This is a genomic window from Streptomyces sp. NBC_00237 (assembly GCF_026342435.1).
In the GTDB taxonomy this organism is placed as follows: domain Bacteria; phylum Actinomycetota; class Actinomycetes; order Streptomycetales; family Streptomycetaceae; genus Streptomyces.
Window position 1 is genome coordinate 1,033,571 of record NZ_JAPEMT010000001.1, and the last position, 25,710, is coordinate 1,059,280.

Below are 25,710 nucleotides of genomic sequence, written 5' to 3' on the forward strand. Positions count from 1 at the left end.
TATCACGGTACGCGGTGCGCGGAGCACCTGTTTCCGGTCAGCTTTCGCCGTCCGCCTCGGAAGAGTCGGCGGAGGACGTCTGAGCGGCCTGCGCGGCGGCACTTCCCGGACGCTTGCGGGCCACCCAACCCTCGATATTCCGCTGCTGTCCACGGGCCACGGCCAGCGAACCCGCCGGAACGTCCTTCGTGATCACGGATCCGGCGGCGGTGTACGCGCCGTCCCCGACAGTGACAGGAGCCACAAACATGTTGTCCGAGCCGGTGCGGCAGTGCGAGCCGATGGTGGTGTGGTGCTTGGACTGGCCGTCGTAGTTCACGAAGACGCTCGCCGCACCGATGTTGCTGTACTCGCCGATCGTCGCGTCACCGACGTACGAGAGGTGCGGGATCTTCGTGCCCTCGCCGACCGTCGCGTTCTTCGTCTCGACGTACGCACCGATCTTGGACTTCATGCCGAGCCTGGTGCCGGGGCGGAGGTACGCGAACGGGCCGACGTTGGCGGCGGCGCCGATCTCGGCGTCGACGGCGACCGTGTTGTCGACCCGCGCGCCGATCCCGACCTTCGTGTCGGTGAGGCGGGTGTTCGGGCCCACCTCGGCGTCCGCGGCGATGTGCGTGGAGCCCAGGAGCTGCGTGCCCGGGTGGACGATCGCGTCCTGCCCGAAGGTCACCGTGCAGTCGATGAACGTCGACTGCGGGTCGATGACGCTCACGCCGGACAGCATCGCGGCTTCCAGCAGACGGGCGTTGAGGAGCCTGCGGGCCTCCGCGAGCTGGACGCGGTTGTTGATGCCGAGGATCTCGCGGTGATCGGCGGCCACGGACGCACCGACCCGGTGACCGGCCTCGCGCAGGATGCCCAGGACGTCGGTCAGGTACTCCTCGCCCTGGCTGTTGTCCGTACGCACCTTGCCGAGCGCGTCCGCCAGCAGCTCGCCGTCGAACGCGAAGACACCGGAGTTGATCTCGCGGATCGCCCGCTGGGCGTCCGAGGCGTCCTTGTGCTCGACGATCGCGGTGACCGCCTGGGTGCTCGGGTCACGCACGATGCGGCCGTACCCGGTCGAGTCCGGGACCTCGGCGGTCAGCACGGTGCAGGCGTTGCCGTCGGCCGAGTGCGTGGCCGCGAGGGCGGTCAGCGTGGCACCGGTGAGGAGGGGAGTGTCGCCGCAGACCACGACGACGGTCCCGGACGGACTGCCGCCGAGGGCCTCAAGCCCCATCCGTACGGCATGACCCGTACCGAGCTGCTGCTCCTGCACGGCGGTGTGCGCCTCGGGGTCGATCTCGCCGAGGTGGGCGACGACCTTCTCGCGGGCGTGGCCGACGACGACGACCAGGTCGGCGGGGTCGAGCTCACGGGCTGCGGTGACGACGTGGCCGACGAGCGAGCGCCCGCTGATCTCGTGCAGGACCTTCGGGGTGGCCGACTTCATGCGGGTGCCCTCACCCGCTGCGAGGACGACGACGGCTGCCGGGCTATTGGCGCTCACGGTGGTGCCCTTCGGCTTCTTCGGGTTCTTCCGGCGGACTTCCGGGGAGTACGGGGACTCCAAGGGTTCCGGGGTGGACTTCCGCAGGATACCGGGGGGTTACGGAGGGGAAACGAGGGCGGGTCCCGACCGAAAGGTCAGGACCCGAACTTTGTGGCTCCCAGGGAAGGAATCGAACCCTCATTCAATGGACCAAAACCATTTGTCCTGCCATTAGACGACCTGGGAGGGTCTACCGCTTATGTCCGATTTTGCTGATCGGGAAGCGGTGCGGCATCTACTATGCCGCAGAACCAGCCCTCGATGCGACGGTACAAGGCTGCGCTCTGACGGACTTGGATCACAAGGCAGCCCCGATATGCGTCGTTGGTGTTCTTGCGGTTGGTTTTGGGGTTGTGCTTCTTCAAGGTGGTCTTGCCGAACTCGGCGAAGTCCACGCCGACGAAGTCGGACCAGAAGTGTTCGATGCCGGACACGTCGGCGGACTCATGGGCGTGCACGTAGAAGCGCACCTGGTCGGGCGTGACCTCGACCAGTTTGAGCCAGGCGAGGAAGATCTGGATCATGCGGGGGTCGCTGTTGACGAAGGTGACCCGCTCTAGGGGGCGATGGATCTTGGACTTGGACCCTTCCGCCCAGTAGAGCCCCACGCCGACGAGGAAGAGCTCGCGCTCACTCATGGCTCCGATACCGGCACGTGCCTGTGCGTGGGTGTCCTGCCGTTCCCGCTCGCGACGCTGCATCGTCGCTTCCCAGCCCCGCTTTGCGATGGCGGACGCTTCCTCGGTGCTGCGCTTGCGCTCGGGCTTCGGGAGGTCCCGTACCCAGAGCGAGATCGACCCCTTGGAGCACCCCAGCTCGACCTGGATCTCGTCGTACGTCATCCCCTTGAGGCGGAGCTCACGCGCCTTCTCGCGCAGGTCGTCCTTGGCGTTGGGGCGCTTGGTCCACTCCGGGGCGGGCTCGCCGTCGAGGAGGCGGTTGAGGAGGTCGTTGTTGTCGACGTGGATGCGGTCGCGGATCTGGCGGCGGCTGAGGCCCTCGCGGCGCAGGGCGATCGCCTGGGTGCGCAGGTTCTCGAAGTCCGCGTACTTGTTGCGCGGTGGTGTGGTCGTCATGTGGGCAGCTTTGTTCGCTGAGCGGACGCGTGTGCCGAAAGCGTGGGCGATTCAGGGATTCGGGTGGGCTGTGGCCGAATCGGTGGCGGTGTGATCGCTTCCGTGCTGGAGCTGGAGAAGTCGCAGGAAAAGGGGTGGGGGTCGCCCGTAGGCTGGTTCGTATGACCGTTACGGGGGAAAGCCGGGACGACGTGGGCCTGACCAGTCCGCGCTTCTGGTGGTGGGAGCGGCGGCGCAGCGTCGTGCTCGACGCGGGGCTGGCCGTGGTGTCGGCCGCGGAGTGTGTCGTCGAGGGGATCGCGTTCACCCAGGAGACCCGGGTGCCGATGGTGCTCGGGGTGCTGCTGGGGCTGGTGGTCGGGTCGTCGTTGCTGGTGCGGCGGCGGTGGCCGATTGCCGTGGTGCTGCTGTCGATCGCCGTGACCCCGGCCGAGATGGGCTTCCTGTTGAGCATCATCGGGCTCTACACGCTGGCCGCTTCCGAGGTGCCTCGGAAGATCACCGCACTGCTGGCGAGCATGGCGTTCGTGGGGACGCTGGTGGCGTCGTGGGTGCGGATGCGGTCGCTGGCGGGGCAGGAGGACGGGGACTTCGAGCAGAGCGGCGGCTACACGGTGGTCATGTCGGTGGTGCTGGCGCTGGGGATGGCCGCGCCGCCGGTGCTGCTCGGGCTGTACATAGGGGCCAGGCGGCGGCTCATGGAGAGCTTGCGGGAGCGGGCGGATTCGCTGGAGCGGGAGCTTTCGCTGCTCGCGGACCGGGCCGAGGAGCGGGCCGAGTGGGCGCGCACGGAGGAGCGGACGCGGATCGCGCGGGAGATGCACGACGTCGTGGCGCACCGGGTGAGTCTGATGGTGGTGCATGCGGCGGCCCTCCAGGCGGTGGCGCTGAAGGACCCGCAGAAGGCCGTGAAGAACGCCGCGCTGGTGGGGGACATGGGGCGGCAGGCGCTGACGGAGCTGCGCGAGATGCTGGGGGTCCTGCGGTCGGGGGACGCCGTGGTGCGGGAGGCAGCCGCCGGTGGGGGCGCGGGGGCCGCCGCCGGGCCGGTGCCGTTGGCGGCGGTGGGGGCGGCGGCTGCGGCTGCTGCGGCGGCGGCCGAGGGCGGGCCGTGTCTGGCGGACGTGGAGGCGCTGGTGGAGCAGTCACGGGCGGCGGGGATGGTGGTGGAGCTGTCGGTGGACGGGGAGCCCGTGGAGTGCGGGGCGCTGGTGGAGCAGACGGCGTACCGGGTGGTGCAGGAGGCGCTGACGAACGTGCACAAGCATGCGGCGGGGGCGAAGACGTGGGTGCGGATCGCCTACCGGGGGGACGAGGGGAAGGTCGCGATGCAGGTGGAGAACGGGGTGTCGGACGCGGGGGCGGTGGAGGTCGGCCTGCCGAGCGGGGGGAACGGGCTGGTGGGGATGAAGGAGCGGGTGACGACGCTCGGCGGCGTTTTCGTGGCAGGGGGTACGGAGGCGGGGGGCTTCCGGGTGTCGGCGGTGCTGCCGGTGGGGTGATCGGCCCTGTGGCGGGGTGTGGGGGGCGGGGTTGTGGGGCGCGGGGTGCGGGGTCAGGTGGTGAGGCGGGCGGGCTGGGTGCCTGTGATCAGGGTGGCCAGGGCGTCGTCCACGGTGTGGCCCAGGAACCAGTCCCCGGTGTGGTCGAGGCTGTAGACCCGCCCCTCGGTGTCGATCGCGAGGGTGCCCTGCGGAGTGCCGGTGGGCGTCGTCTCCTGGCCGAGCGGACAGATCCGGGTGTCCAGGGCGCGGCCCAGGTCCGCGAGGGTGCGGGCCAGGTGGAGCCCGTGGAGGGGGTCCAGGTGGAGTGCGGTCGGGGCGATCTGGCGGCCCGCGCCCGGCGGGTTGATGCGCAGGCCGCCGAACTCCGCCCAGGCTTCGACCGCCGCCGGGAACACCGTGTGCCGGTGCCCGGCGGGCGAGGTGTGGGCGCGCAGGGTGTCGGCCCAGTGTTCGGCCTGCTTTATGTCCCAGCGGCCCGGCTGCCAGCCCGCTTCGCGCAGGGCCGCGTCGACGGCCACGGGGAAGCGGGTGGTGCTGGTGTTGAGGTGCGAGGGCCCGTTGGCGGGAGTGGGGGGCATGGGGTGCGGATCAGCCCTTCTCGGCTGTGGGGTCCACCGGGCGTACGCCGAAGTGGGCGAGGAGCGGTGTGCAGGCGCGGCAGGGCGGCGCGTAGCTGCCGTGCAGCGGGTCGCCGTCCTCGCGGATGCGGCGTGCGGTGAGCTTGGAGTGCTTGAGGGAGCGGCGGGCCTCGTGTGCTGTCAGCGGCTTGCGGGCGGCCCGTTTGGAGCGGCCCGACTCGGCGGCCGTGAGGTGCCGCGAGAGCAGGATCGCCTCCGGGCAGCGGCCGGTGGAGCGGGTGCGCTGGCCGCTGGTCAGGGTGTCCAGGAAGTCCTGCACGAGGGGGTGCAGCGTCGGAGGCTGGTCGCCCTTGCCCGCGGTGCAGGTGAGCGTGTCCGCGCCGCGTACCGACAGGGCGGCGGCGACGGTGGGGAGTATGCCGTCGCGGCGGTGACGGAGGGTGGGCGTCGCGGCCTCGGCGCCGGTGCTGCTCCAGCTGAGGCGCGGGTCGCCCGATGTGCGTGGGTCGCCTGACGCGTGCGGGGCGCCTGACGCGTGCGGGGCACCCGACGCGTGCGGGGCACCCGACGTGCGCGGGGCGCCTGACGTACGTCGGTCGCCCGATGGGCGTGGGTCGCCCGTGCCGCGCCCCGTCGATGCCGACGAAGCGGTTGCCGTTGACGGGCCCGGTGCGGCCGGTGACGCCGACGAAACCCGTGCGGCCGTCGACGGACCGGCGGCCGTCTTCGGCGCGGTCCCGTCGCGGTGGCCCGTGAGGTGCATCGTGGCGTTGCTCGTGGTGCTGGCGGTGCTCGTAGTGCTGGCGGTGCTGGTGCTGCTTCCTGGTGTGCCCGCGGCTCCTGTCGCCTCTGTCGTCCCCGTTGCCCGCATTGTGGGCGCATTTCCTGTTTGTGCAGTGTGCATGGTGGTGCGTTCCCTCCCTGCAATCCCCCGAGTTGCGGGGACAGCCTGCCAAATGTGCCCTGTCGTGGGGAAGCTGGGGCACTGGTTCGGGCGCGTCCCCCCGAAGCGGGGAGGTTCGGGAGGGCTGTGGGCCGGGCGTGGGTGACGGGCCGTGGAGGGCCGGTCGACCCCCGGTCACGGCCTTGACGCACGAGCCCGTACGAGCGTCGCGGAGGCCCTCCGGGGGCAGGTCCCCCTGTTGCACCACCGCATAGGCTGTGGTGAATCAGCCAGACGCAGCAGGGGGCAACAGCCATGACGACAGGTCGGCTCGGGCACGAGGCCGCGCCACCGAACGCGGCCTACGCCGGGCAGCTCGTGAACTTCCCGGACCCGGTCCGGGCCGCCCGCCACCCCCACGGTGTGCGGGTGGACGGGGAGGGCTATCCGGACTTCGCGCCCTACGCGCGCGCCGCCGCCGAGATCGCCGAGCCCCCCGAGGGCTTCGGCGTGGACGAGCTCCGGCTGACCGACTACGTGTCGGCCAACGCCGCCCTGCACGCCGAGGGCCACGAGCTGTGGGAGACGCTCGACCCGGTCGCCACCCCGCACGGCTGGACCTGGCACCACGTACCGCACACGCGTCGCATGCAGCTCGTACCCGTGGAGGTGAAGGCGCTGCTGCGTCATCACGGCGGGCTCGCGACGACGGCCGTCGACCAGGACAAGCGGGGCACGCGCCCGCTCCAGGAGACGCGCCCGGTGCACTTCGGCCTGCCGAAGGGGACGGTCGCGGTGTCGGAGGCCCAGGTGCTGGGCGTGGAGGAGGACTTGGGGTTCCGGCTGCCCGGCGCGTACCGCTCCTTCCTGAAGGCGGCGGGCGGGTGCGCGCCCGTCGGGGCGGCGCTGGACGCGGAGTTGGGGCTGCTGGTCGACCAGCCGTTCTTCACGGTGCGCGACGAGGCGGGCGTCAACGATCTGGTGTACGTCAACAAGTGTCTGCGCGATCACCTGACCAAGGACTACCTCGGCGTCACCTTCGTGCAGGGCGGAATCCTCGCCGTGAAGGTGCGCGGGGAGAAAGCCGGTTCGGTGTGGTTCTGCGCGTACGACGACGCGCGTGACCGGGACGGCTGGTCGGTACAGGAGCGGGTGGAGCGCCTGCTGCTGCCCTGCGGCGACGACTTCGACGAATTCCTGCAACGGCTGGCGGGCAGTCCGCCGGAGTTGCAGACGGTGGCGGATCTGATGGTGGACGGCGGCTTCGCGCACGCCGTGCCCGTCGTGGACTCGGACGAGGGGTGACAAGTCCGATGGTGACTTTCGCGCAGGCTCAGGAACGTGCGGACGAGTGGGTCAACGGGGACGTCCCCGCGTACCAGCACCGGGAGGTGCGGGTGCGGGAGTTCGACCTCGGTTTCGTGGTGTGGGCGGAGGACCGGGAGAACGGCCCGGTCTCCGACGGCGGGCGGCAGCGCCTGGTCATCGCCCGCGACAGCGGCGAGGCCACGCTCTGGCCGGAGATGCCGGTCGGTGAGGTGATCAGGCGGTACGAGGAGGAGTACGGGAGTCAGGGAGGCGAACCGGACGAACCTGCTCCGGCCCCGCCGCAGCGCGTCGACCTGCAACAGACGTCCTTCCTGCTGACGCCGCCCGAGTGGTTGCAGGAGGCGGCGGACAAGATGGGGGTCCCGGACCGGAGGGCGTCGTCCGGCTCCTCCGGTTCGTCGTCCGGGACCGGTGCGGCCGGATCGGGTGAGCCGTCGGCTCCCGCTCCCGCTCCCGCTGCTTCTGTCTCCGCTTCTGGGCCCGGCACGGGTTCCGCTTCCGGTACGGGTGCGGGGGCCGGACCTGCTTCCGGTTCCGGCGCGCCCGCCGCGCCCGGCACGCCCGGTGCCCCCCACCGGGGTGTCGCCCCGACCGCCCCGCCCGCCGGGGCGACCCCGTGGGCCGGTACCGACACCAACTCCGACGCGGGCGGCGTTCCGCTGCCCGCCACCATGTTCGCGCCGCCCCTCGTCGGGGCGGACGACGACGACACCCCGCCGCCCGGCGTGGGACCCGAGGCCAAGACCTCGCTCCTCCAGGGCGGCAGCCAGCTCCCCAGCACCGCGGTGTCGCCCGCGCTGCCGGACCCGTCGACCCCTCGGCCGCTGCCGGGAGCGGGGCAGGGGCCGGGTTCCGGTACGCAGCCGCCTGCGGCTCCCGGTGCTCCCGGTGCTCCCGGTGCGCCGCGTCCGCCCGGTCTCTCCGCGGGGGCCGAGGACATCGCCGACGCCGCGACCAGCAAGGCCACCCTGCCGCCCGGTGCCCGGCGCGGCGGCGGCTCGACGACTCCGCCGCCGCCCGGCGCCCCCGGCACTCCCGGGGCGCGGCCCGGCGCGATGGCCCCGCCCTCGGGGCCCGGGGCTCCGGGTGTGCCGGCGGGTGGTTACGTACCGACGGCGATGGTTCCGCACCTCGGAGCGCCTGGAGCGCCTGGAGCGCCCGGTGCTCCCGGTGTGCCTGGTGCCCCTGGTACGTCTGGTGCTCCCGGTGCTCCGCAGCCTCCCGGTCCGCCCGGGGCTCCCGGCTCGACTCCGCCTCCCGGTGGGGGAGTCCACCACGCGGCGACCATGCTGGCCGGTCCGCCGCCGGGCGGCAGCCTCGGCGGTCCCGGCGGCCCGGCGGGTCCCCGGGCTCCCCAGCCCCCCGGCCCTCCTGGGCAGCCCGGTGCCATGCCGCCCCCGCACGCCCAGATGCAGGCGCCGCACATGCAGCCGCCGCCCGCGAACATGCCGCCGCCGCACGCCCAGCAGCAGCACGCCCCGCAGCCGCACGCCCCGCACCAGGCCCCGCCCGCCTACGGCTACCCGCCGCAGCAGCCCCCCTCCGGGCTGCCGACGGTCGGCCCCGGCTACCAGGCGGTGCTGCGCTACCGCGCCCAGGACGGCTCCGAGCAGCAGCTCATCCGCCGTTCCGCGCCCGGCACCCCGCACCCCGAGTGGCAGATGCTGCACGAGCTGCGCGCCATGCAGGTCCCGCCGCAGCAAGTCCTCGAACTCCACACGGAGTTGGAGTCCTGCGAGCTGCCGGGCGGGTACTGCGCCCGCATGATCCGCGAGACCTGGCCCCAGGTGCGGATCACCAGCGTCGCCCCGTACGGCACCGACCACACCTCGCGCCAGCAGGGCATGCGGCACCTGCTCACCCACCAGGGCGAGCTGCACCAGGTCGCCGACGGTCCGGCGCGGCCCGCCCCGGTGCGGGCGCCGCTGCCGCACCCGAGCCAGCTGCCGCAGATCCCGCCGGTCGGTCCCGAGGGCGTGGCGCACGAGCTGGTCTCGGCGTTCGGTCCGCAGGCGGTCTTCCGCTTCGACCAGAACGCGGTGTCCCGCCAGGGCGTGCCCGAGGCCGTCGCGATGACGCTGATGTGGGCCGGTCTGCCGGTCGACTTCGGGCCGTTCTTCTGGGCGCAGGCGGCGCCGGGCCAGCCGGTGCCGACCCTGGCGGAGCTGGCCCAGCAGCGCGGTGTGCAGCCCGCCACCGACGCGGGCTCGTACCTCGTGATGGGGTCGGACTTCGGGCGCGCGATCTGTGTGCAGTACGGCACGGCGAACATCGTGGCCGTACCGGTCGAGGCGGGGCCCGGCGGTCAGCCCGTGCCGCCGCAGTTCGTGAACACGGGTCTGCCCGAGTTCGTACGGTCCCTGGCACTGCTGGGACGGATGTGGCGGCTGCGCTTCGGGCTCAACCCCGAGCAGGCGGGCCGCTGGACCGTCGACTTCCAGGCGCAGTTGGCCGCGCTCGACCCGGCGGCGCTGGCGTCGCCGGAGAGCTGGTGGTCGGTGCTGCTTGAGCAGATGTGGGACGGGCTGCTGTAGGACGCGGCTCGACACCGGGACGGGGCGCGTGACCTGAGCGATCGGGTCGCGCGCCCCGGCCGTTTCCCTGCCCCGAACGGGGGCGGCCATCGGGCAGAGTGTCGGGTTATGGACACTTGAGTCCGTTACATCATGATCTGCCGGAGTCCCTGGTCTGTTTCCTGGTCGCCGCAGAGAAAGGGGAAAACAAGGATGAGCGCATCGACGTCACCCCACGGATTCACCACGGCACGGGGCCGCGGCTACCGCCCGGAGCAGGTGGACCGCCGGATCGACGGGCTGTTCCGGGACCGCGACGACGCGTGGGAGCGGGCGGCGCGGCTGACCGTACTGGCCAAGCAGATGGAGGCGCAGGCGGGTGAGCTGCGGGAGCGGGTCGCCCAGCTGCCGCCGCAGACGTACGAGTCGCTGGGCGGGCGGGCGCGGACGATCCTGGCCCTGGCACAGGAGTCGGCGGACGAGCTGCGTTCGGCTGCGGAGAACGACGCGGCGGAGCTGACCGGGGCGGCCGAGGCACGGGCGCTGGCCGTCCGGGACGCGGCCCGGGCGGCGTCCGAGCAGATCCTTGCGGAGGCCGAGGAGGCTGCGTCGGGGCTGCTGGCGGCGGCGAACGCCGAGGCGGACGACGTACGGACCGGAGCCCGGCGGGACGCCAAGGAGTGGCGCACCAGGGCGCAGGCGGCCCTCAAGGAGACGCGGAAGCGGACCGAGGGCATCCGTACCGACCAGGAGAAGGAGCACGCCGAACGCTGGGAGGCGGGCGAACGGGCGCTCGCCGCGCGGGAGGCGGAGGCCGACGAGCACTACGCGGCGCTGACGGCGCGGGCGGAGGCGGTGCTCGCCGCCGCGCGGCGGGGGCTGGCCGAGGCGGAGGAGGAGGCCCGGCACGGGCAGGAGGACGCGGAGGCGCGGGGGGCGGAGCTGGTGGCGGAGGCGCGGGGGGTGGAGGCGGGGGTGGAGCGGGAGACGGAGCGTGTGCTGAGGGAGCACGAGGCTTCTCGCGAAGAGGTCCAGTCCCACATGTCCCACGTCCGCAACAGCCTCGCCACTCTGACCGGCCGCGCCCCCGCCGAGGGCTGACCACAGCCCCAACACCACCTCCAGGGGCTACACCCCTCACCCCCTGCCCCGCACTCCCACCTCACCCCCTGCCCCGCACTCCCACCTCACCCCCTGTCCTGCACTCCCGCCTCCCCCCTGGGGCTCCGCTTCCGCCCAGCCCCCTTGGGCTCCGCTCCACCTCACCCCCTGGCCCGCGCTCCCGCCTCGCCCCCTTGGGCTCCACCCCTCCGCTCCCGCCTAGCCTCCTTGGGCGGCGGGGCCGCCCCCCGGGGGCGGGACGGGCGGGCAAGGGGGCGGCCCCTCTCGCTCCGGGCCTACCCCGGTGCTGCCCGCTGTTACCTCCACCGTTGGGTGCGCCGCACCCGGGTGCGCCTGCGGCGGGCCGCCCCAGACCCTTCCCCAAGCTCTCAACTTCGTTCGAGCAGGGGAGACCCCATCCTTCACCTAAACTCGCGAGGCTTGGGGGTCGGATGTGCGGGTGCGTGGGGGCTGGGCGCGCAGTTCCCCGCGCCCCTGGAGGTCGCTTCTCCGGAGCCCGACCCCGCGTCGGAGGGGTCCGCTTCTCCCAGTACCGGAAACCTCCTCGGAGCCAGTACCACCAACGCCACCAGAGCACACAACCCCGCCCCCGCCGCCCCCAGATACACATGGTCCACCGCCGCGTCCACCGCCCTGCGCAGGTACTCCGCCGCCCCCGCACCGAGCGCCGACTCCGGGTCGGTCAGCGCGTGGGACACCGAGTCAAGGTCCGCCGGGAGCCCCTCCCGGAGAGCCCCCGGAGCCGACTCCAGCCGCGACGCCAGCGTCGCGTTCGCCACCGCGCCGAACACCGCCGCCCCCACGCTCTGCCCGAGCTGCCGGTAGAAGAGGATCGACGCCGTCGCCGTGCCCCGCTCCGACCAGCCCACCGTCGACTGCACTCCGACGATCAACGGGAGTTGGAAGAGCCCGAGCGCCCCGCCGAGCAGCAGCATGATCAGCGCGGGCATCCACGCCGAGCCGGGAAAGGGCAGGAGGGGGAACGCCAGCAGGATCACCGTCGCCAGCGAGATCCCGATGATCGCGGTCTGGCGGAACCCGATCCGCCGGTACACGTGCTGGCTCAGCGCCGCCGAAACCGGCCAGCTCAACGTCATGATCGACAGCACGAAGCCCGCCGCCGTCGGGCCGAGGCCGAGGACCGACTGCGCGTACGTCGGCAGGAAGACCACCGGCGCGACCATCAGCAGCCCGAGCATGCCCAGCGCCACGTTCACCGAGGCGATCGTGCGCCGCCGCCACACCCACCCGGGCAGGATGGGTTCGGCCGCGCGCCGTTCCACCACCACGACCACGACCACCAGTACGGCGCTCGCCGCGAACAGGGCCAGGGACGGGGCGGAGAGCCACGGCCAGACGACCCCGCCCTGCACCAGCGCCGTCAACAGCAGCCCGCCGCAGGCGAACACGGCGAGTGCACCGGGCCAGTCGATACGAGAACGTACAGCGGAGGCCCCGGGTTCCCGCCCCGGCTCCCGCAGGTACTTCGCGATCAGCCACATCGCGAGCGCGCCCACCGGCAGGTTGATCAGGAAGATCCAGCGCCAGTCCGCGTACGTGGCCAGGACCCCGCCCACCGCCGGGCCCGCGACCGCCGACACCGCCCACACCGTCGACAGCTTGGCCTGGATCTTCGGGCGTTCCTTGAGCGGGTAGAGGTCGGCGGCGACGGTCTGGACGGTGCCCTGTATCGCTCCGCCGCCCAGGCCCTGCACGATGCGGAACGCGATCAGCGCGGGCATGTTCCAGGCGAACGCGCAGAGTACCGAGCCGAGGAGGAAGAGGGCTGTGCCCGTGATGAGCACGGGCTTGCGGCCGAAGGTGTCGGACAGCTTCCCGTACACCGGGAGGGTGACCGTCACCGCGAGGAGGTAGCCGGAGAAGAGCCAGGAGAAGACGGTGAATCCGCCCAGGTCCCCGACGATCTGGGGGACGGCCGTGGAGACGATCGTGCCGTCGAGCGCCGCCAGCGCCATGCTCAGCATGAGCGCGGCGACGACCGGCCCGCGCCGCGCGGAGGCGGCTGTGGGTGCGGCTGTGGCGGTGGGTGGGACTGTCTCCCCGGCGCCCTCGACCGTGCCACTTACATCTTTGTCGGCCACCGAATTCCCTTCCCCCTGCACGTATTTTCCCGGCACAGCGTCTCACCCGCAGGTCGGACAGGGGAGGGCGCGCAACGGGTGGAGCGGCCCCGGCCCGCGCTCCACCCAGGGGTTGAGAAGTGCGGGTGGAATTCCCCTACTTCGGCGCAGCCCCCGCTTGGTACCCACGGGCGACGTGCCCCGGCGGTCCCCTCTCTAGCGTGGAATGAGGCGAAGTACGGGACTGGACAAGGGGACTTGGCATGACAACGGCGGTAGGCATTCCCCAGCACGGGGGCACGCACGGGAACGCGGCCGTCGCGGCGCGCGCACGGCAGGTCGTCAAGGCGTACGGGGTCGGGGAGACCCGCGTCGTGGCGCTCGACCACGTCGACGTGGACATCGCGCGGGGCGAGTTCACGGCGATCATGGGGCCCTCCGGGTCCGGCAAGTCCACGCTGATGCACTGCCTCGCCGGGCTCGACACGGTGACCGAGGGGGAGATCCACCTCGCCGACACCGAGATCACGGGACTGAAGGACAAGCGGCTGACGCAGCTGCGGCGGGACCGGATCGGGTTCATCTTCCAGTCCTTCAACCTGCTGCCCACGCTCAACGCCATCGAGAACATCACGCTGCCCATGGACATCGCGGGCCGCAAGCCCGACCCTCAGTGGCTGCGGCGGGTCGTGGAGACGGTGGGTCTGGGGGATCGGCTGAAGCACCGGCCCACCGAACTGTCCGGCGGTCAGCAGCAACGGGTCGCCGTGGCAAGGGCGTTGGCGGCCCGGCCCGAGATCATCTTCGGGGACGAGCCGACCGGGAATCTGGACTCCCGGTCGGGTGCCGAGGTGCTGGACTTCCTGCGGCTGTCCGTGGACGAGCTGGGGCAGACCATCGTGATGGTCACCCACGACCCGGTGGCCGCCTCGTACGCGGACCGTGTGCTGTATCTCGCGGACGGCAGGATCGTCGACGAGATGCGGCGGCCGACCGCCGAACTCGTACTGGACCGCATGAAGGCTTTTGACGGGCGGGGGCGGACGTCATGACCGTCTGGAAGACCTCGGTGCGCAACTTCTTCGCGCACAAGGGCCGCATGGCGCTCTCTGCCGTCGCCGTCCTGCTGTCGGTGGGATTCGTCTGCGGGACCCTCGTCTTCACCGACACCATGAACACCACCTTCGACAAGCTCTTCGCGACCACCTCCGCCGACGTCACCGTGACGCCGAAGAAGGAGAAGGACGACAGTTCGGCAGTCAACTCCGGTCGCCCGCTGACCGTTCCGGCCGCCGCCGTCGGCACGCTGAAGCGGACGGAGGGCGTGCGGGACGCCGAAGGAACCGTCAGCAGTGAGTCGGTCACCGTCGTCAACGGCAAGAACGAGAACATGGGGTCCGAGAACGGTGCCCCGACCTTCGCGGGCAACTGGTCCGGCAGCAACGCCCGTTCCCTGGACATCACCTCCGGGCACGCCCCGCGCGGGCCCACCGAGATCATGGTCGACGCCGACACCGCCGACAAGCACGGGCTGAAGATCGGCGACGAGCTGCGGACCATCGCCGTGACGGGGGACCACACCGCCCGGATCAGCGGGATCGCCACCTTCAGGACCACCAATCCCGGCGCGACCCTCGTCTTCCTCGACACCGCCACCGCGCAGCGCCAACTGCTCGGCAGGGAAGGGCTGTTCAGTGGGATCAACGTCACCGCCGGGGACGGGATCGGTGAGGTGCGGCTCAAGGAGAAGGTGAGCGGCGCGCTCGGCGCGGGGGCGTACACGTACCAGACCAAGGCGGAGAACGCGGCGGAGAACAAGAGCGATCTCGCGTCGTTCCTCGACGTCATGAAGTACGCGATGCTCGGCTTCGCCGGGATCGCCCTGCTGGTGGGCGTCTTCCTGATCATCAACACGTTCTCCATGCTGGTCGCCCAGCGCACCCGGGAGATCGGGCTGATGCGGGCGCTCGGGTCCAGCCGGCGGCAGGTCAACCGGTCGGTGCTGCTCGAAGCGCTGATGCTCGGTGTCGTCGGGTCGGTCCTCGGCGTCGGGGCCGGGGTGGGACTCGCCCTCGGGCTGATGAAGTTCATGAGCGCGATCGGCATGAACCTGGCGACCACCGACCTCACCTTCAGGTGGCCCACCGCGGTCATCGGGCTGGTGCTGGGGGTCGTCGTGACGGTCGTCGCCGCGTACCTTCCGGCGCGGCGGGCGGGGAAGGTGTCCCCGATGGCCGCCCTGCGCGACGTGGGGGTCCCGGCCGACGGGAAGTCCGGGCGGGTGCGGGCGGTCCTCGGCACCGTACTGACGCTGGCGGGCGGGGCCGGGCTGTACGCCGCCGGGCAGGCGACCAAGTCGGGCGAGGGCGCGCTGCTGCTCGGCGTGGGCGTGGTGTGCAGCCTGGTGGGGTTCGTCGTGATCGGGCCGCTGCTGGTGGCCTTCGTGGTGAAGGGGCTCGGGGCTGTCGTCCTGCGGGGCTTCGGACCCGTCGGGCGGATGGCGGAGCGCAACGCCCTGCGCAACCCGAGGCGTACCGGAGCGACCGGGTCGGCGTTGATGATCGGGCTGGCGCTGGTGGCCTGCCTCTCGGTCGGCGCGTCGTCGATGGTGGCTTCGGCGACGGACGAGCTGGACCGCTCGGTGGGCGCTGACTTCACCGTACGGTCGAACAACGGGCAGCCCGTGCTGCCGCAGGCCCGGAAGGCCGTGGAGAAGGCCGACGGCCTCGCCCGCGTCACCCACTACAAGGGGGTCGACGCCCGGGTGACCGCGCCCGACGGGACGTCCGGGCGGCGGATGCTGTCGGCCACGGATCCCTCGTACATGCAGGACGTACGGCGGGCGACGGTGTCCGGTGAGCTGGCGAAGGCGTACGAGCCGGGGGCGATGTCGGTCGGGCAGGACTACGCGCAGCAGCACCGGGTGAAGGTCGGGGACGAGCTGGGCGTCGTCTTCCCTGCCGGGAAGGCGGTGAAGCTGCGGGTCGCGGCCATCACGTCGGACGACGTGAACGTCGACAAGGGGGCGATGTACCTGAGCATCGCCACCGCCGCGCAGCACATCCCCGCCGACCGGATGCCGCAGGACATGATGCTCTTCGCGAAGGCGGCGGAGGGGCAGGCGGACACGGCGTACGCGTCGATGAAGGCGGCCGTGGCGCAGTACCCGCAGTACAAGGTGCTGAACTCGACGGACTACAAGAAGGACCTGAAGGCGCAGATCGATCAGTTGCTCAACATCGTTTATGGGTTGCTGGGGCTGGCGATCGTGGTGGCCGTGCTGGGGGTCGTGAACACGCTGGCCCTGTCGGTCGTCGAGCGGACCCGGGAGATCGGGCTGATGCGGGCGATCGGGCTCTCGCGGCGGCAGATGCGGCGGATGATCCGGCTGGAGTCGGTGGTGATCGCCCTCTTCGGGGCGCTGCTGGGGCTCGGGCTCGGGCTGGCGTGGGGGACGGCGGCGCAGAAGCTGATGGCGTTGGAGGGGATCACCATTCTGGAGATTCCGTGGAGCACGATCGGGGTGGTGTTCGTGGCGTCGGCGCTGGTGGGGTTGCTGGCGGCGCTCGTTCCGGCGTTTCGGGCGGCTCGGCTCAACATCCTCACGGCGATCGCGACGGACTGAGACCGGGGCGGGGGCGGGGTGGGGGTGGCGGGGGCTCCACCCCCGGCCCCCGGCCCCGCCTTCGGCGTGTCGCATCCACGCGGCGGAGCCGTGCGGTGGTGCGGTCCCGTGAGGCCCCCGTTCGGCCAGCGGCCCCTCGTGGCGCGTCGTAGGCTGGGAGCCCCCGGCCCGTGAGACGTGTCGGGCGGCTCGCGTTGCCCGCTCGGCCCCGGCCCCGGCGGGGCAGTGCGGTCCACCTCAGTGATCAAGCGTTCGGATGGATGCCTTTCATGAGCCTGCACGGCCTGCTGGATGCGGTAGTACGAGACGCGGCGCTCGCCGAAGCGGTCAAGGCCGCCGTCGACGGCCACCGCATGCACGTCGACCTCGTCGGACCCTCCGCCGCCCGCCCCTTCGTCCTCGCCGCCCTCGCCCGCGACGCCGGTCGGCCCGTGCTGGCGGTCACCGCCACCGGGCGCGAGGCCGAGGAGCTGGCCGCGACGCTGCGGACGCTGCTGCCGGAGGACTCCGTGGCGGAGTTCCCGGCCTGGGAGACGCTGCCGCACGAGCGGCTGTCGCCCCGCTCGGACACCGTCGGGCGTCGGCTCGCGGTACTGCGCAGGCTGGCCCACCCGAGCGCCGACGACCCCGCCGCCGGTCCGGTCAGCGTGGTCGTGGCTCCCGTGAGGTCCGTGCTTCAGCCGCAGGTCAAGGGGCTCGGCGAACTGGTCCCCGTGGCGTTGCGGTCCGGGCAGAGCGCCGACCTCGGCGAGGTGACGGAGGCGCTCGCGGCGGCCGCGTACCAGCGGGTGGAGCTGGTGGAGAAGCGCGGCGAGTTCGCCGTACGGGGCGGGATCCTCGATGTCTTTCCGCCGACCGAGGAACACCCCCTGCGCGTGGAGTTCTGGGGGGACGACGTCGAGGAGATCCGGTACTTCAAGGTGGCCGACCAGCGGTCCCTGGAGGTCGCGGCGCACGGGGTGTGGGCGCCGCCGTGCCGGGAGCTGCTGCTGACGGACGAGGTCAGGGGCAAGGCCGCGGCCCTCGCGGAGGCGCACCCCGAGCTCGGGGAGCTGCTGAACAAGATCGCCGAGGGGATCGCCGTCGAGGGGATGGAGTCGCTGGCTCCGGTTCTCTTGGACGAGATGGAGCTGCTGCTGGACGTTCTGCCCGAGGGGGCGATGGCGGTCGTCTGCGATCCGGAGCGGGTGCGGACCCGGGCCGCGGATCTCGTCGCGACGAGCCAGGAGTTCCTCCAGGCGTCGTGGGCGGCCACCGCGGGCGGCGGCGTGGCTCCCATCGACGTGGGTGCGGCGTCCCTGTGGGGCATCGCCGACGTGCGGGACCGGGCGCGCGAGCTCGGGATGATGTGGTGGTCGGTTTCGCCCTTCGCCGCCGATGCCGCGGACTTCGAGGACGACACCCTCAAGCTCGGCATGCACGCCCCCGAGATGTACCGGGGCGACACCGCGAAGGCGCTGGCCGACACCAAGGGGTGGCTGGCGGACGGCTGGCGCACCGTGTTCGTGACGGAGGGGCACGGGCCCGCCTCCCGTACGGTCGAGGTGTTGTCGGGAGAGGGGATCGCGGCGCGGCTCGATGCCGACCTCGCGGAGATCTCGCCGAACGTCGTGCACGTGGCGTGCGGGTCTCTCGACAACGGTTTCGTCGACCCGGTGCTTCAGCTGGCCGTGCTGACCGAGACCGATCTGACCGGGCAGCGCACCGCCACCAAGGAACTCGGGCGGATGCCCGCCCGGCGGCGCAAGTCCGTCGACCCGCTCACCCTCCAGGTCGGCGACTTCATCGTGCACGAGCAGCACGGCGTGGGGCGCTACATCGAGATGGTCCAGCGGACCGTGCAGGGTGCGACTCGCGAGTACCTGCTCGTCGAGTACGCGCCCGCCAAGCGCGGGCAGCCCGGAGACCGGCTGTACATCCCGACGGACCAGCTGGAGCAGGTCACGAAGTACGTGGGGGGCGAGGCTCCGACGCTGCACCGGCTCGGTGGGGCCGACTGGACGAAGACCAAGGCGCGGGCGAAGAAGGCGGTCAAGGAGATCGCCGCCGACCTCATCAAGCTGTACAGCGCGCGGATGGCGGCCCCCGGGCACACCTTCGGACCCGACACCCCCTGGCAGCGCGAGCTGGAGGACGCCTTCCCGTACGTGGAGACCCCCGACCAGCTGTCCACCATCGCCGAGGTGAAGGAGGACATGGAGAAGTCCGTGCCCATGGACCGGCTGATCTGCGGTGACGTCGGGTACGGCAAGACCGAGATCGCGGTGCGCGCCGCCTTCAAGGCCGTACAGGACGGCAAGCAGGTGGCGGTGCTGGTGCCGACGACGCTGCTCGTGCAGCAGCACTTCGGGACGTTCACCGAGCGGTACGCGCAGTTCCCGGTGAGCGTGAAGGCGTTGAGCCGTTTCCAGAGCGAGAGTGAGTCCAAGGCGACGCTCGCCGGGCTCAAGGACGGTGCGGTCGACATCGTCATCGGTACGCACCGGTTGTTCTCGCAGGAGACGCAGTTCAAGGACCTGGGGCTCGTCATCGTCGACGAGGAGCAGCGGTTCGGCGTCGAGCACAAGGAGCAGCTGAAGAAGCTGCGGGCCAACGTGGACGTGCTGACGATGTCGGCGACTCCGATTCCGAGGACGCTGGAGATGGCGGTCACCGGGATCCGCGAGATGTCGACGATCACGACGCCGCCGGAGGAGCGCCATCCCGTGCTGACCTTCGTCGGTCCGTACGAGGAGAAGCAGATCGGGGCGGCGATCCGGCGCGAGCTGCTGCGGGAGGGGCAGGTCTTCTACATCCACAACCGGGTGGAGTCGATCGACCGGGCGGCGGCGAAGCTCCGGGAGATCGTGCCCGAGGCGCGGATCGCGACGGCGCACGGGCAGATGTCGGAGGCGGCGCTGGAGCAGGTCGTCGTCGATTTCTGGGAGAAGAAGTTCGACGTGCTCGTCTCGACGACCATCGTGGAGTCGGGGATCGACATCTCGAACGCGAACACGCTGATCGTGGAGCGGGGCGACAACTTCGGGCTGTCGCAGCTCCATCAGCTGCGTGGGCGGGTCGGGCGCGGGCGGGAGCGGGGGTACGCGTACTTCCTGTACCCGCCGGAGAAGCCGTTGACGGAGACCGCGCACGAGAGGCTCGCGACGATCGCCCAGCACACCGAGATGGGTGCGGGCATGTACGTGGCCATGAAGGACCTGGAGATCCGGGGCGCGGGCAACATGCTGGGCGGGGAGCAGTCCGGGCACATCGCAGGTGTGGGCTTCGACCTGTACATCCGGATGGTAGGGGAGGCCGTCGCCGACTACCGGGCGGCCGTGGACGGGACGGCGGAGGAAGAGGCTCCGCTGGAGGTGAAGATCGAGCTGCCGGTGGACGCGCACGTCCCGCACGACTACGCGCCGGGGGAGCGGCTCAGGCTCCAGGCGTACCGGGCGATCGCGGCGGCCACGACCGAGGCCGACATCACCGCGGTGCGGGAGGAGCTGACGGACCGGTACGGCAAGCTGCCGGAGCCCGTGGAGAACCTGTTGCTGGTGGCGGGGCTGAGGATGCTGGCGCGGGCGTGCGGGGTCGGAGAGATCGTGCTCCAGGGGCCGAACATCCGGTTCGCGCCGGTGGAGTTGAGGGAGTCGCAGGAGCTGCGGCTGAAGCGGTTGTATCCGCGGACGGTCATCAAGGGGGCGGCGGGGCAGATCCTGGTGCCGAGGCCGACGGGAGGGAAGATCGGAGGGAAGCCGGTGGTGGGGCGGGAGTTGTTGTCCTGGACCGGTGAGTTCCTGACGACGATCCTGAGCTGAGGCGGGGGTCCGTCCGCGCGGGTGGGGTGGGGCTGGGGTCACTGCCGGGGGCTCCGCCCCCGGACCCCCGTCCCGCCTTCGGCGGGTTGCGCCCACGCGGCGGAGCCGCACAGCGATACGGCCCCGCGCCCCTGGACGCCTCCCCCTCGCTCCGGGCCCGCCCCGGTGCGTCCCGCTCGGCCCTTCACCGCGCCCAGCACCATGAGCAGCACCAACACCGCCCCGCTCACCGCCGCCCCCTCCGCCAGCCCCGCCTGCCGGTAGGTGCACGACACCCGTGACGCGCCCTCCCCCAGCGGCACACCGATCAGACCCCCGAAGGAGTACGGGGCCCTCCGCTCCGCTCCGTCCGCCGCGCAGCGCCAGCCCGGTACCGCCGGGACGGCGAAGACCGCCGTGCCCGTGCTGCGGGGCGGCAGGGAGGCGGTCATGGAGTGGCCCCCGGCGGTGATCCGCCGCGCTCCCTGTTCGCGCAGCCCCTCCACCGCCCGCCCCAGCGCCCCCGCGTCCAGGCAGCCGACGAGACGTCGGGGGACGGCCTGCGGGCGGGGCAGGACGAAGGTCAGGTCGAGGCGGCCGTCGGCGGGGACCGTGCCGATCGGGCGCAGGGCGTTGCTCGTCGTCGCGCGTCGGCCTTGCCAGGTGGTGTCCGTGCCGGGGCCGAGCACCCGCCCGTCGAGCCACGGCGCGTACAGGTAGGCCGTACTGCCGGGGGTGCACCGGGCGGTCAGGGTGGTCCACGCGCCGTACGGGGGCTGCCGGGGGAGGAGCCATTCCGTGTCGGTGCGGAACACGTTCAGGCCCGCCGTCCGCGTGAACTCCGGGACCTCGTAGACCCGCGCCCCGAGCGCCGCCTCCTGGCGTTCGAAGACCGAGGAGCCGGGCCCGGCGGACCGGGGCGCGCCCGGTGGCCGCACCGTCACCAGCGGGGCCGGGGGAGACGTTCGTACGGTGAGGTCCTGGGCGGCGGCCAGGGGCACGTACGCCCGCGAGCCCATGAGCGCGCGCGCCACCGGGTCGCCGGGGCTCATCACGTGGCGGCCGTGCATGTACCAGCCGCCGCCCAGCGCCTTCAGCGTGCGTGCCGTGCGCGCGGGGACGTGGCTGCTGTAGTACGAGCCGCCCTGGCCGCCGAGCAGGAGGGGGTCGTTGTTGGCGAACTCGTGCGGGCCGGGATCGGCGCGGTACGCGGGCCAGCGGTCGGCCTCGCGCAGCTCCTCGCGGAGCGCCAGGCTCCGCGCGTTCAGCGTGGCCTTGGGGCGGTACCAGTCCAGGGCGTCCCGCAGCTCCGTCACGACCAGGACCGTGCACGTCGACGCGCCGAACACGGCTGCGGCGAGCACCGTCACCGCCACCCGTGACGTGTGCCGGTCCGGGGTCAGGCCGTGCAGTGCCAGCGCCCCGGCGACGACGAGGGCCCCGGCGGCCAGGGGCCAGGTGGCCGGGCCCACGGCGGCGCGCCCGGCGCACACCACGAGCAGGACGCCCACCGAGGCGAGGCCCGCGAGGAGTTCGCGCGGGGCCGGGCGGTGGGAGAGGGCCAGCCAGGCGACCGCCGTGAGGATGCCGCTGAGGACGAACGCCGCCCGGTACGGGCTGCCGTTGGGCACCGCGAGCCCGTGCCAGGCGAGGAGGGTGGGCTCCCAGACGAAGGACGCGGCGACGGCGAGCGTCAGGGCGTACCAGCCGATGCGGATCTTCACCGGGATCGCGCGCTGGAAGGGGAAGACCGCGAACAGCAGCAGGCCGAAGAGGCCGATGCCGATGTTCGGCGCGGGCAGCGCGGCCCGGCCGCCGGGCAGGAGCTGGGCCAGGTAGTCCAGGAGTTCCGGCGGGCCCCGGTAGACGGGGGGCGCGGTGGGCTGGGCGCCCTTGCTCGATACGTAACTCACCGTCAGGACGGGTGCGGCGAGGGCCGTCGCCGCCGCCAGGGTCAGCGCGGCCCGCGTCAGCACGCGTCCCGGCCGACGCCCGGCGGGCGGGTCCGTGAGGAGTCGTACGAGGAGGACGAGAGCGCCGCACAGGATCGCCATCGCGGCGGTGTAGAAGTTGCCGGTCCAGGCGAGCGCGACGAACAGGACGGCCAGGAAGGGGCGGCGGCCGTGCAGGCACCAGTCGGCGGCGATACCCACCAGGGGCAGTGCGACCGGGCCCCACATCCACATGGGGTCCGCGAAGCCGTCGTGCAGCACCCAGGCGCACAGGCCGTAGCCGACGGACAGGAGCGCGCGCAGGGTGGGGGAGCCGGGGCGGAGTCTGCCCAGGTAGTACGTCATCGCCGCGCCGGCCGCGCCGAGGGAGAGCAGGGTGACCAGGAAGACGGGGAACTCGACGTGGTCGCGGGGGAAGAGCGCGACCAGGAGGGAGAAGGGGTTGGTGAGGTAGGTGAGGAAGTCGGGGAGGAAGGGGACGCCGTAGCCGCTGTTCCAGTTGAAGAGCAGGTCGCCGGGGGCGTCGCCGTACAGCAGGTCCCGGAAGTGGGCGTGGAAGGGGACGAACTGGTTGCCCAGGTCGTTGACCGCCCGCGACCGCGCACCGAAGGGGTACGTGCCGTGCAGGGCTTGGGCCAGGCAGTACGCGGCCATGGCCAGCCCGGCGGAGAGGGCGGCGGCCCGTGACTCGGTGCGGGGACCGGGGGGAAGAGGGGAACGCACTCAGACTCCAGTGACGGCCGCGGGGGCGGAATCCCGGGTGAGCACCCACCGGGAGAGGAGGAAGGTCGCGGGGACGGCGGCGACGGCGGCGAGCAGGGGCGCGACGCGTTCGTTCACGTGGGCCCATTCGACGAGGGCGTACAGCCCGGCCGACGTGACGAGGAAATTGGTCAGGTTGGTCAGCGGGAAGAGCAGGAACTTCCGCCAGGTGGGTTTGGTGCGGTAGGTGAAATAGGTGTTGAGGAAGAAGGAGCCGGTCATGCTGAGGGCGAAGGCGACGGCGTAGGCGGGGTAGTACGGCAGCCAGGAGTGCAGGAGGAGGTAGAAGGCGTAGAAGGTGCCCGTGTTGACGACGCCCGTGATGCCGAATCGCAGTGCTTCGGAGAGGCGGGAATTCACCGCAGACCGGCTCCGCCCAGTTCCCTGTCGCGCTCTGTCGCCCGGCTGCCTTCCGCTGCCCGGATGTGTTCCTTCACCAGGCTGTGTTCTTCCACCGAGCTGTGTTCTTTCACCGAGCTGTGTTCTTTCACCAAGAAGTGCGGGCGGCGTTTCGTCTCGTAGTAGATGCGGCCGATGTACTCGCCGATCAGGCCGAGCATGACCATCTGCGCGCCGCCCATGCCGACGACGGTGGCCAGGAGCGTGGCGTAGCCGGGGGTGTCGACGCCGAGGACGAGGGCGCTGGCGACGATCCACACCGCGTACAGCGTGGCGAGGGCGGTGAGGAGGAGACCGAGGTGGAGGGCGAGGCGCAGAGGGCGGTTGTTGAAGGAGATCAGACCGTCGACGCCGTAGTTGACCAGGGCTCCGAAGCGCCACTTGGTCTGGCCCGCCTCACGGGCGACGTTGGCGTAGTCGAAGGTGACCGTGTCGAAGCCGATCCAGGAGAAGAGGCCCTTGGAGAACCGGTTCTGTTCGGGCAGGGACAGGAGCGCGTCGACGGCCCTGCGGGAGAGGAGGCGGAAGTCTCCGACGCCGTCGGCGAGTTCGACGTCCACCCAGTGGTTGACCAGGCGGTAGTAGGACTTGCTGAGGGCCTTGCGCAGGCGCGTCTCGCCGCTGCGGTCGCGGCGGGCGACCACTTGGTCGTGGCCGAGGCTGTGCAGGTCGAGCATGCGCGCGATGAGTCCGGGCGGGTGCTGGAGGTCGGCGTCCATGAGGACGACGGCGTCTCCCGTGGCCTCGCCGAGACCGGCCAGTATGGCGGCCTCCTTGCCGAAATTGCGGCTCAGGGAGGTGTAGCGGATTCTGCCGGGGTGTTTTTCGGCGAGCGTTCGCAACAGGGCGAGGGTGTTGTCCGAACTGCCGTCGTCGACGTAACAGATCTCGTAATCGACGGGGAGGGCGTCGAGTGCCGATCTGACGTGTGCGTCGAAGGACTCGATCACGGATTCTTCGTTGAAGCAGGGCGCGACGATCGAGAGGCGCACGGACAGGCCCACCTTTGAGTACGTCGAAAGAACGCCGACGGACTTTCCGGGCGGGGAACGAACGGCGGCTGCTGAATCGACCGCATCCTATGTGTTTTGTCCTGATATGCCTGGGTGCCGCGCGTGCGGGGGCCGGGGGTACGGGAGTGCCCTGTGGGCACGCGTGTGCGGGGCGTGTGCGCGGGGCGTTCGCGGGGCCGGGCAACACACCGCCCGCGAGGTCGAGATGATCGGCTTCGCGGGCGGGGGTTCAGGAGGTCCGTTCGATGCCGGACGGCACACGCACCGGCTCAGGGTGCGGGGTCGTCCTTCTGGTCGCCCATTCCGAGGGCGCCTTCCACCTTCTGCTGGGCCTGGTCGACCTTGTCGGAGTACTTGCCGCCGGTCTTCTCGTTGACCTCTTCCTCGACGGCGTCGGAAATGTCCTTCGCCTTGTCCTGGGCCTGGTCCTTGAACCTGTCGAAGATCCCCATGGGCGGGCTCCTTCCGCAGAAGAGAACGGGACATTTCCGACGCTACGCCGGGGTCGAGGATCGCGCGCGCCGGGGAGCCTCCGGCGCGAAATGTGGAGCAGGCCACATTTCGGTGGTATGTCGCGGGTCGGCCGGTTCCTTCGGGGCAGGCATTTCTAAGGTGGGGCGTTCGCCGGTGCTGTGGGATGCGAAGAAGTGGTGGGGTGGGGTCGCAGTGATAGCTCGTACGTCCATGAGGGTGGCCAGCAGGACGTGGAAAGCCGTGTCGGCGGCGGGAGTTGGGGCGGCGCTGCTGCTCGGCACCGCCGGATGCGGATCGTCGGGAGGATCCTCCGGGGGATCGGGGCAGGGCGGACCCGTGGGGAAGCCCGGATCGGCGCTCGCCGCCGTGGAGCAGCTCCCCGTCAAGGGCCGTGCGCCGAAGACGGGGTACGAGAGGAAGGCGTTCGGGCGGGCCTGGGCGGACACGGACGCCAACGGGTGCGGGACCCGCGACGACATCCTCAAGCGGGACCTCAAGGACGTGAAGTTCACCGACGGGGCCAAGCAGTGCAAGGTCGGGTCCGGGGTGCTGGTCGACGACCCCTACACGGGCACCCGGGTCGTCTACAAGCGGGGCGCGAGCAAGGTCGACATCGACCACCTCGTGGCGCTGTCCGACGCCTGGCAGAAGGGCGCCCAGCAGTGGAGCCGGGGCAAGCGGCTCGCGTTCGCCAACGACCCGCTGAACCTGCTGGCCTCCGAGTCCTCCGCGAACCGCAAGAAGGGCGACGGCGACACCGCCACCTGGCTGCCGCAGAACAAGGCGTACCGGTGCGCGTACGTCGCCTCACAAGTCGCGGTGAAGAAGAAGTACGGCCTGTGGGTGACGTCGGGCGAACGCGACGCGATGAAGTCCGTCCTGACCACCTGCCCCGAACAACCCCTCCCCACGGGCGGCACCCCCACCGAAGCGCCCCGCTAGGGGCGCGGGGCTGTATCACGGTGCGGCTCCGCCGCGCGGGCGCGACCAGCCACGACGTACCCGCACGTACAAACCCACCCACCCGCCGCGCGGCGGGCGCTTGAGGTGAAGGGGCGGGGCAGGGGTGCAATCCGCCGAAG

16 protein-coding genes, 1 tRNA gene and 1 pseudogene are annotated in these 25,710 nt (G+C 71.7%); 8 read left to right on the top strand and 10 right to left on the bottom strand.

Going from position 1 to position 25,710, the window contains the following annotated elements:
* Window positions 1-37 precede the first annotated feature (37 nt).
* The 3 genes from glmU to OG897_RS04545 all read right to left on the bottom strand — a co-directional run bounded on the left by glmU (window position 38) and on the right by OG897_RS04545 (window position 2,613).
* Window positions 38-1,495 carry a bifunctional UDP-N-acetylglucosamine diphosphorylase/glucosamine-1-phosphate N-acetyltransferase GlmU gene (glmU, locus tag OG897_RS04535; protein ID WP_266653046.1) on the bottom strand — a complete coding sequence of 486 codons (1,458 nt, stop codon included), beginning with the start codon at window positions 1,493-1,495 and terminating at the stop codon, window positions 38-40.
* A gap of 154 nt (window positions 1,496-1,649) precedes the next feature.
* Window positions 1,650-1,723, bottom strand: a tRNA-Gln gene (locus OG897_RS04540).
* An 11-nt stretch (window positions 1,724-1,734) separates the two neighbouring features.
* Window positions 1,735-2,613, bottom strand: coding sequence for a hypothetical protein (locus OG897_RS04545; RefSeq protein ID WP_266653047.1), 879 nt, complete (start codon window positions 2,611-2,613; stop codon window positions 1,735-1,737).
* 161 nt (window positions 2,614-2,774) lie between these two features.
* Here OG897_RS04545 and OG897_RS04550 point away from each other — a divergent pair, with 161 nt between their 5' ends.
* Window positions 2,775-4,115 (top strand): sensor histidine kinase, encoded by a 1,341-nt coding sequence (locus OG897_RS04550; protein WP_266653048.1) that lies wholly within the window; start codon window positions 2,775-2,777, stop codon window positions 4,113-4,115.
* Between the two features lie 53 nt (window positions 4,116-4,168).
* On the opposite strand, the gene OG897_RS04555 is transcribed toward OG897_RS04550, so the two are convergent.
* Complete coding sequence (locus tag OG897_RS04555; protein WP_266653049.1) at window positions 4,169-4,696, bottom strand: SUKH-3 domain-containing protein; 528 nt, start codon at window positions 4,694-4,696, stop codon at window positions 4,169-4,171.
* 10 nt (window positions 4,697-4,706) lie between these two features.
* Window positions 4,707-5,195, bottom strand: a pseudogene (locus tag OG897_RS04560) (YwqJ-related putative deaminase); the annotation flags it as partial.
* 699 nt (window positions 5,196-5,894) lie between these two features.
* Between OG897_RS04560 and OG897_RS04565 the strand changes: the two are divergent.
* The 3 genes from OG897_RS04565 to OG897_RS04575 all read left to right on the top strand — a co-directional run bounded on the left by OG897_RS04565 (window position 5,895) and on the right by OG897_RS04575 (window position 10,522).
* Window positions 5,895-6,884 (top strand): SMI1/KNR4 family protein, encoded by a 990-nt coding sequence (locus tag OG897_RS04565; RefSeq protein WP_266653050.1) that lies wholly within the window; start codon window positions 5,895-5,897, stop codon window positions 6,882-6,884.
* Between the two features lie 8 nt (window positions 6,885-6,892).
* Window positions 6,893-9,442, top strand: a complete 2,550-nt coding sequence (locus OG897_RS04570; protein WP_266653051.1) for an SUKH-4 family immunity protein — start codon at window positions 6,893-6,895, stop codon at window positions 9,440-9,442.
* Window positions 9,443-9,634: 192 nt separating this feature from the next.
* Window positions 9,635-10,522 carry a cellulose-binding protein gene (locus OG897_RS04575; protein WP_266653052.1) on the top strand — a complete coding sequence of 296 codons (888 nt, stop codon included), beginning with the start codon at window positions 9,635-9,637 and terminating at the stop codon, window positions 10,520-10,522.
* Between the two features lie 422 nt (window positions 10,523-10,944).
* Here the strand turns inward: OG897_RS04575 and OG897_RS04580 are convergent, their stop codons facing one another.
* Window positions 10,945-12,528: an MDR family MFS transporter gene (locus OG897_RS04580; protein WP_266656569.1), complete on the bottom strand. Its 1,584-nt coding sequence runs from the start codon at window positions 12,526-12,528 to the stop codon at window positions 10,945-10,947.
* Window positions 12,529-12,887: 359 nt separating this feature from the next.
* On the opposite strand from OG897_RS04580, the gene OG897_RS04585 reads away from it, so the two are divergent.
* From OG897_RS04585 to mfd, 3 genes are all read left to right on the top strand, one after another.
* On the top strand, window positions 12,888-13,676 hold the full coding sequence (locus OG897_RS04585; RefSeq protein ID WP_266653053.1) for an ABC transporter ATP-binding protein: 789 nt from the start codon (window positions 12,888-12,890) through the stop codon (window positions 13,674-13,676).
* Window positions 13,673-16,249: an ABC transporter permease gene (locus OG897_RS04590; RefSeq protein ID WP_266653054.1), complete on the top strand. Its 2,577-nt coding sequence runs from the start codon at window positions 13,673-13,675 to the stop codon at window positions 16,247-16,249. The genes OG897_RS04585 and OG897_RS04590 overlap by 4 nt, the downstream gene beginning before the upstream one ends.
* A gap of 269 nt (window positions 16,250-16,518) precedes the next feature.
* Window positions 16,519-20,049 (top strand): transcription-repair coupling factor, encoded by a 3,531-nt coding sequence (mfd, locus tag OG897_RS04595; RefSeq protein WP_266653055.1) that lies wholly within the window; start codon window positions 16,519-16,521, stop codon window positions 20,047-20,049.
* Between the two features lie 38 nt (window positions 20,050-20,087).
* Here mfd and OG897_RS04600 read toward each other — a convergent pair whose 3' ends face one another.
* The 4 genes from OG897_RS04600 to OG897_RS04615 form a co-directional block, all read right to left on the bottom strand.
* Window positions 20,088-22,703 carry a YfhO family protein gene (locus OG897_RS04600; RefSeq protein WP_266653056.1) on the bottom strand — a complete coding sequence of 872 codons (2,616 nt, stop codon included), beginning with the start codon at window positions 22,701-22,703 and terminating at the stop codon, window positions 20,088-20,090.
* On the bottom strand, window positions 22,704-23,102 hold the full coding sequence (locus OG897_RS04605) for a GtrA family protein (protein WP_266653057.1): 399 nt from the start codon (window positions 23,100-23,102) through the stop codon (window positions 22,704-22,706).
* Window positions 23,099-24,133 carry a glycosyltransferase family 2 protein gene (locus OG897_RS04610; protein ID WP_266653058.1) on the bottom strand — a complete coding sequence of 345 codons (1,035 nt, stop codon included), beginning with the start codon at window positions 24,131-24,133 and terminating at the stop codon, window positions 23,099-23,101. The genes OG897_RS04605 and OG897_RS04610 overlap by 4 nt, the downstream gene beginning before the upstream one ends.
* A gap of 290 nt (window positions 24,134-24,423) precedes the next feature.
* Window positions 24,424-24,606, bottom strand: a complete 183-nt coding sequence (locus OG897_RS04615) for an antitoxin (RefSeq protein ID WP_266653059.1) — start codon at window positions 24,604-24,606, stop codon at window positions 24,424-24,426.
* 232 nt (window positions 24,607-24,838) lie between these two features.
* Here OG897_RS04615 and OG897_RS04620 point away from each other — a divergent pair, with 232 nt between their 5' ends.
* Window positions 24,839-25,570 (top strand): HNH endonuclease family protein, encoded by a 732-nt coding sequence (locus tag OG897_RS04620; RefSeq protein WP_266653060.1) that lies wholly within the window; start codon window positions 24,839-24,841, stop codon window positions 25,568-25,570.
* Window positions 25,571-25,710: the final 140 nt, after the last annotated feature.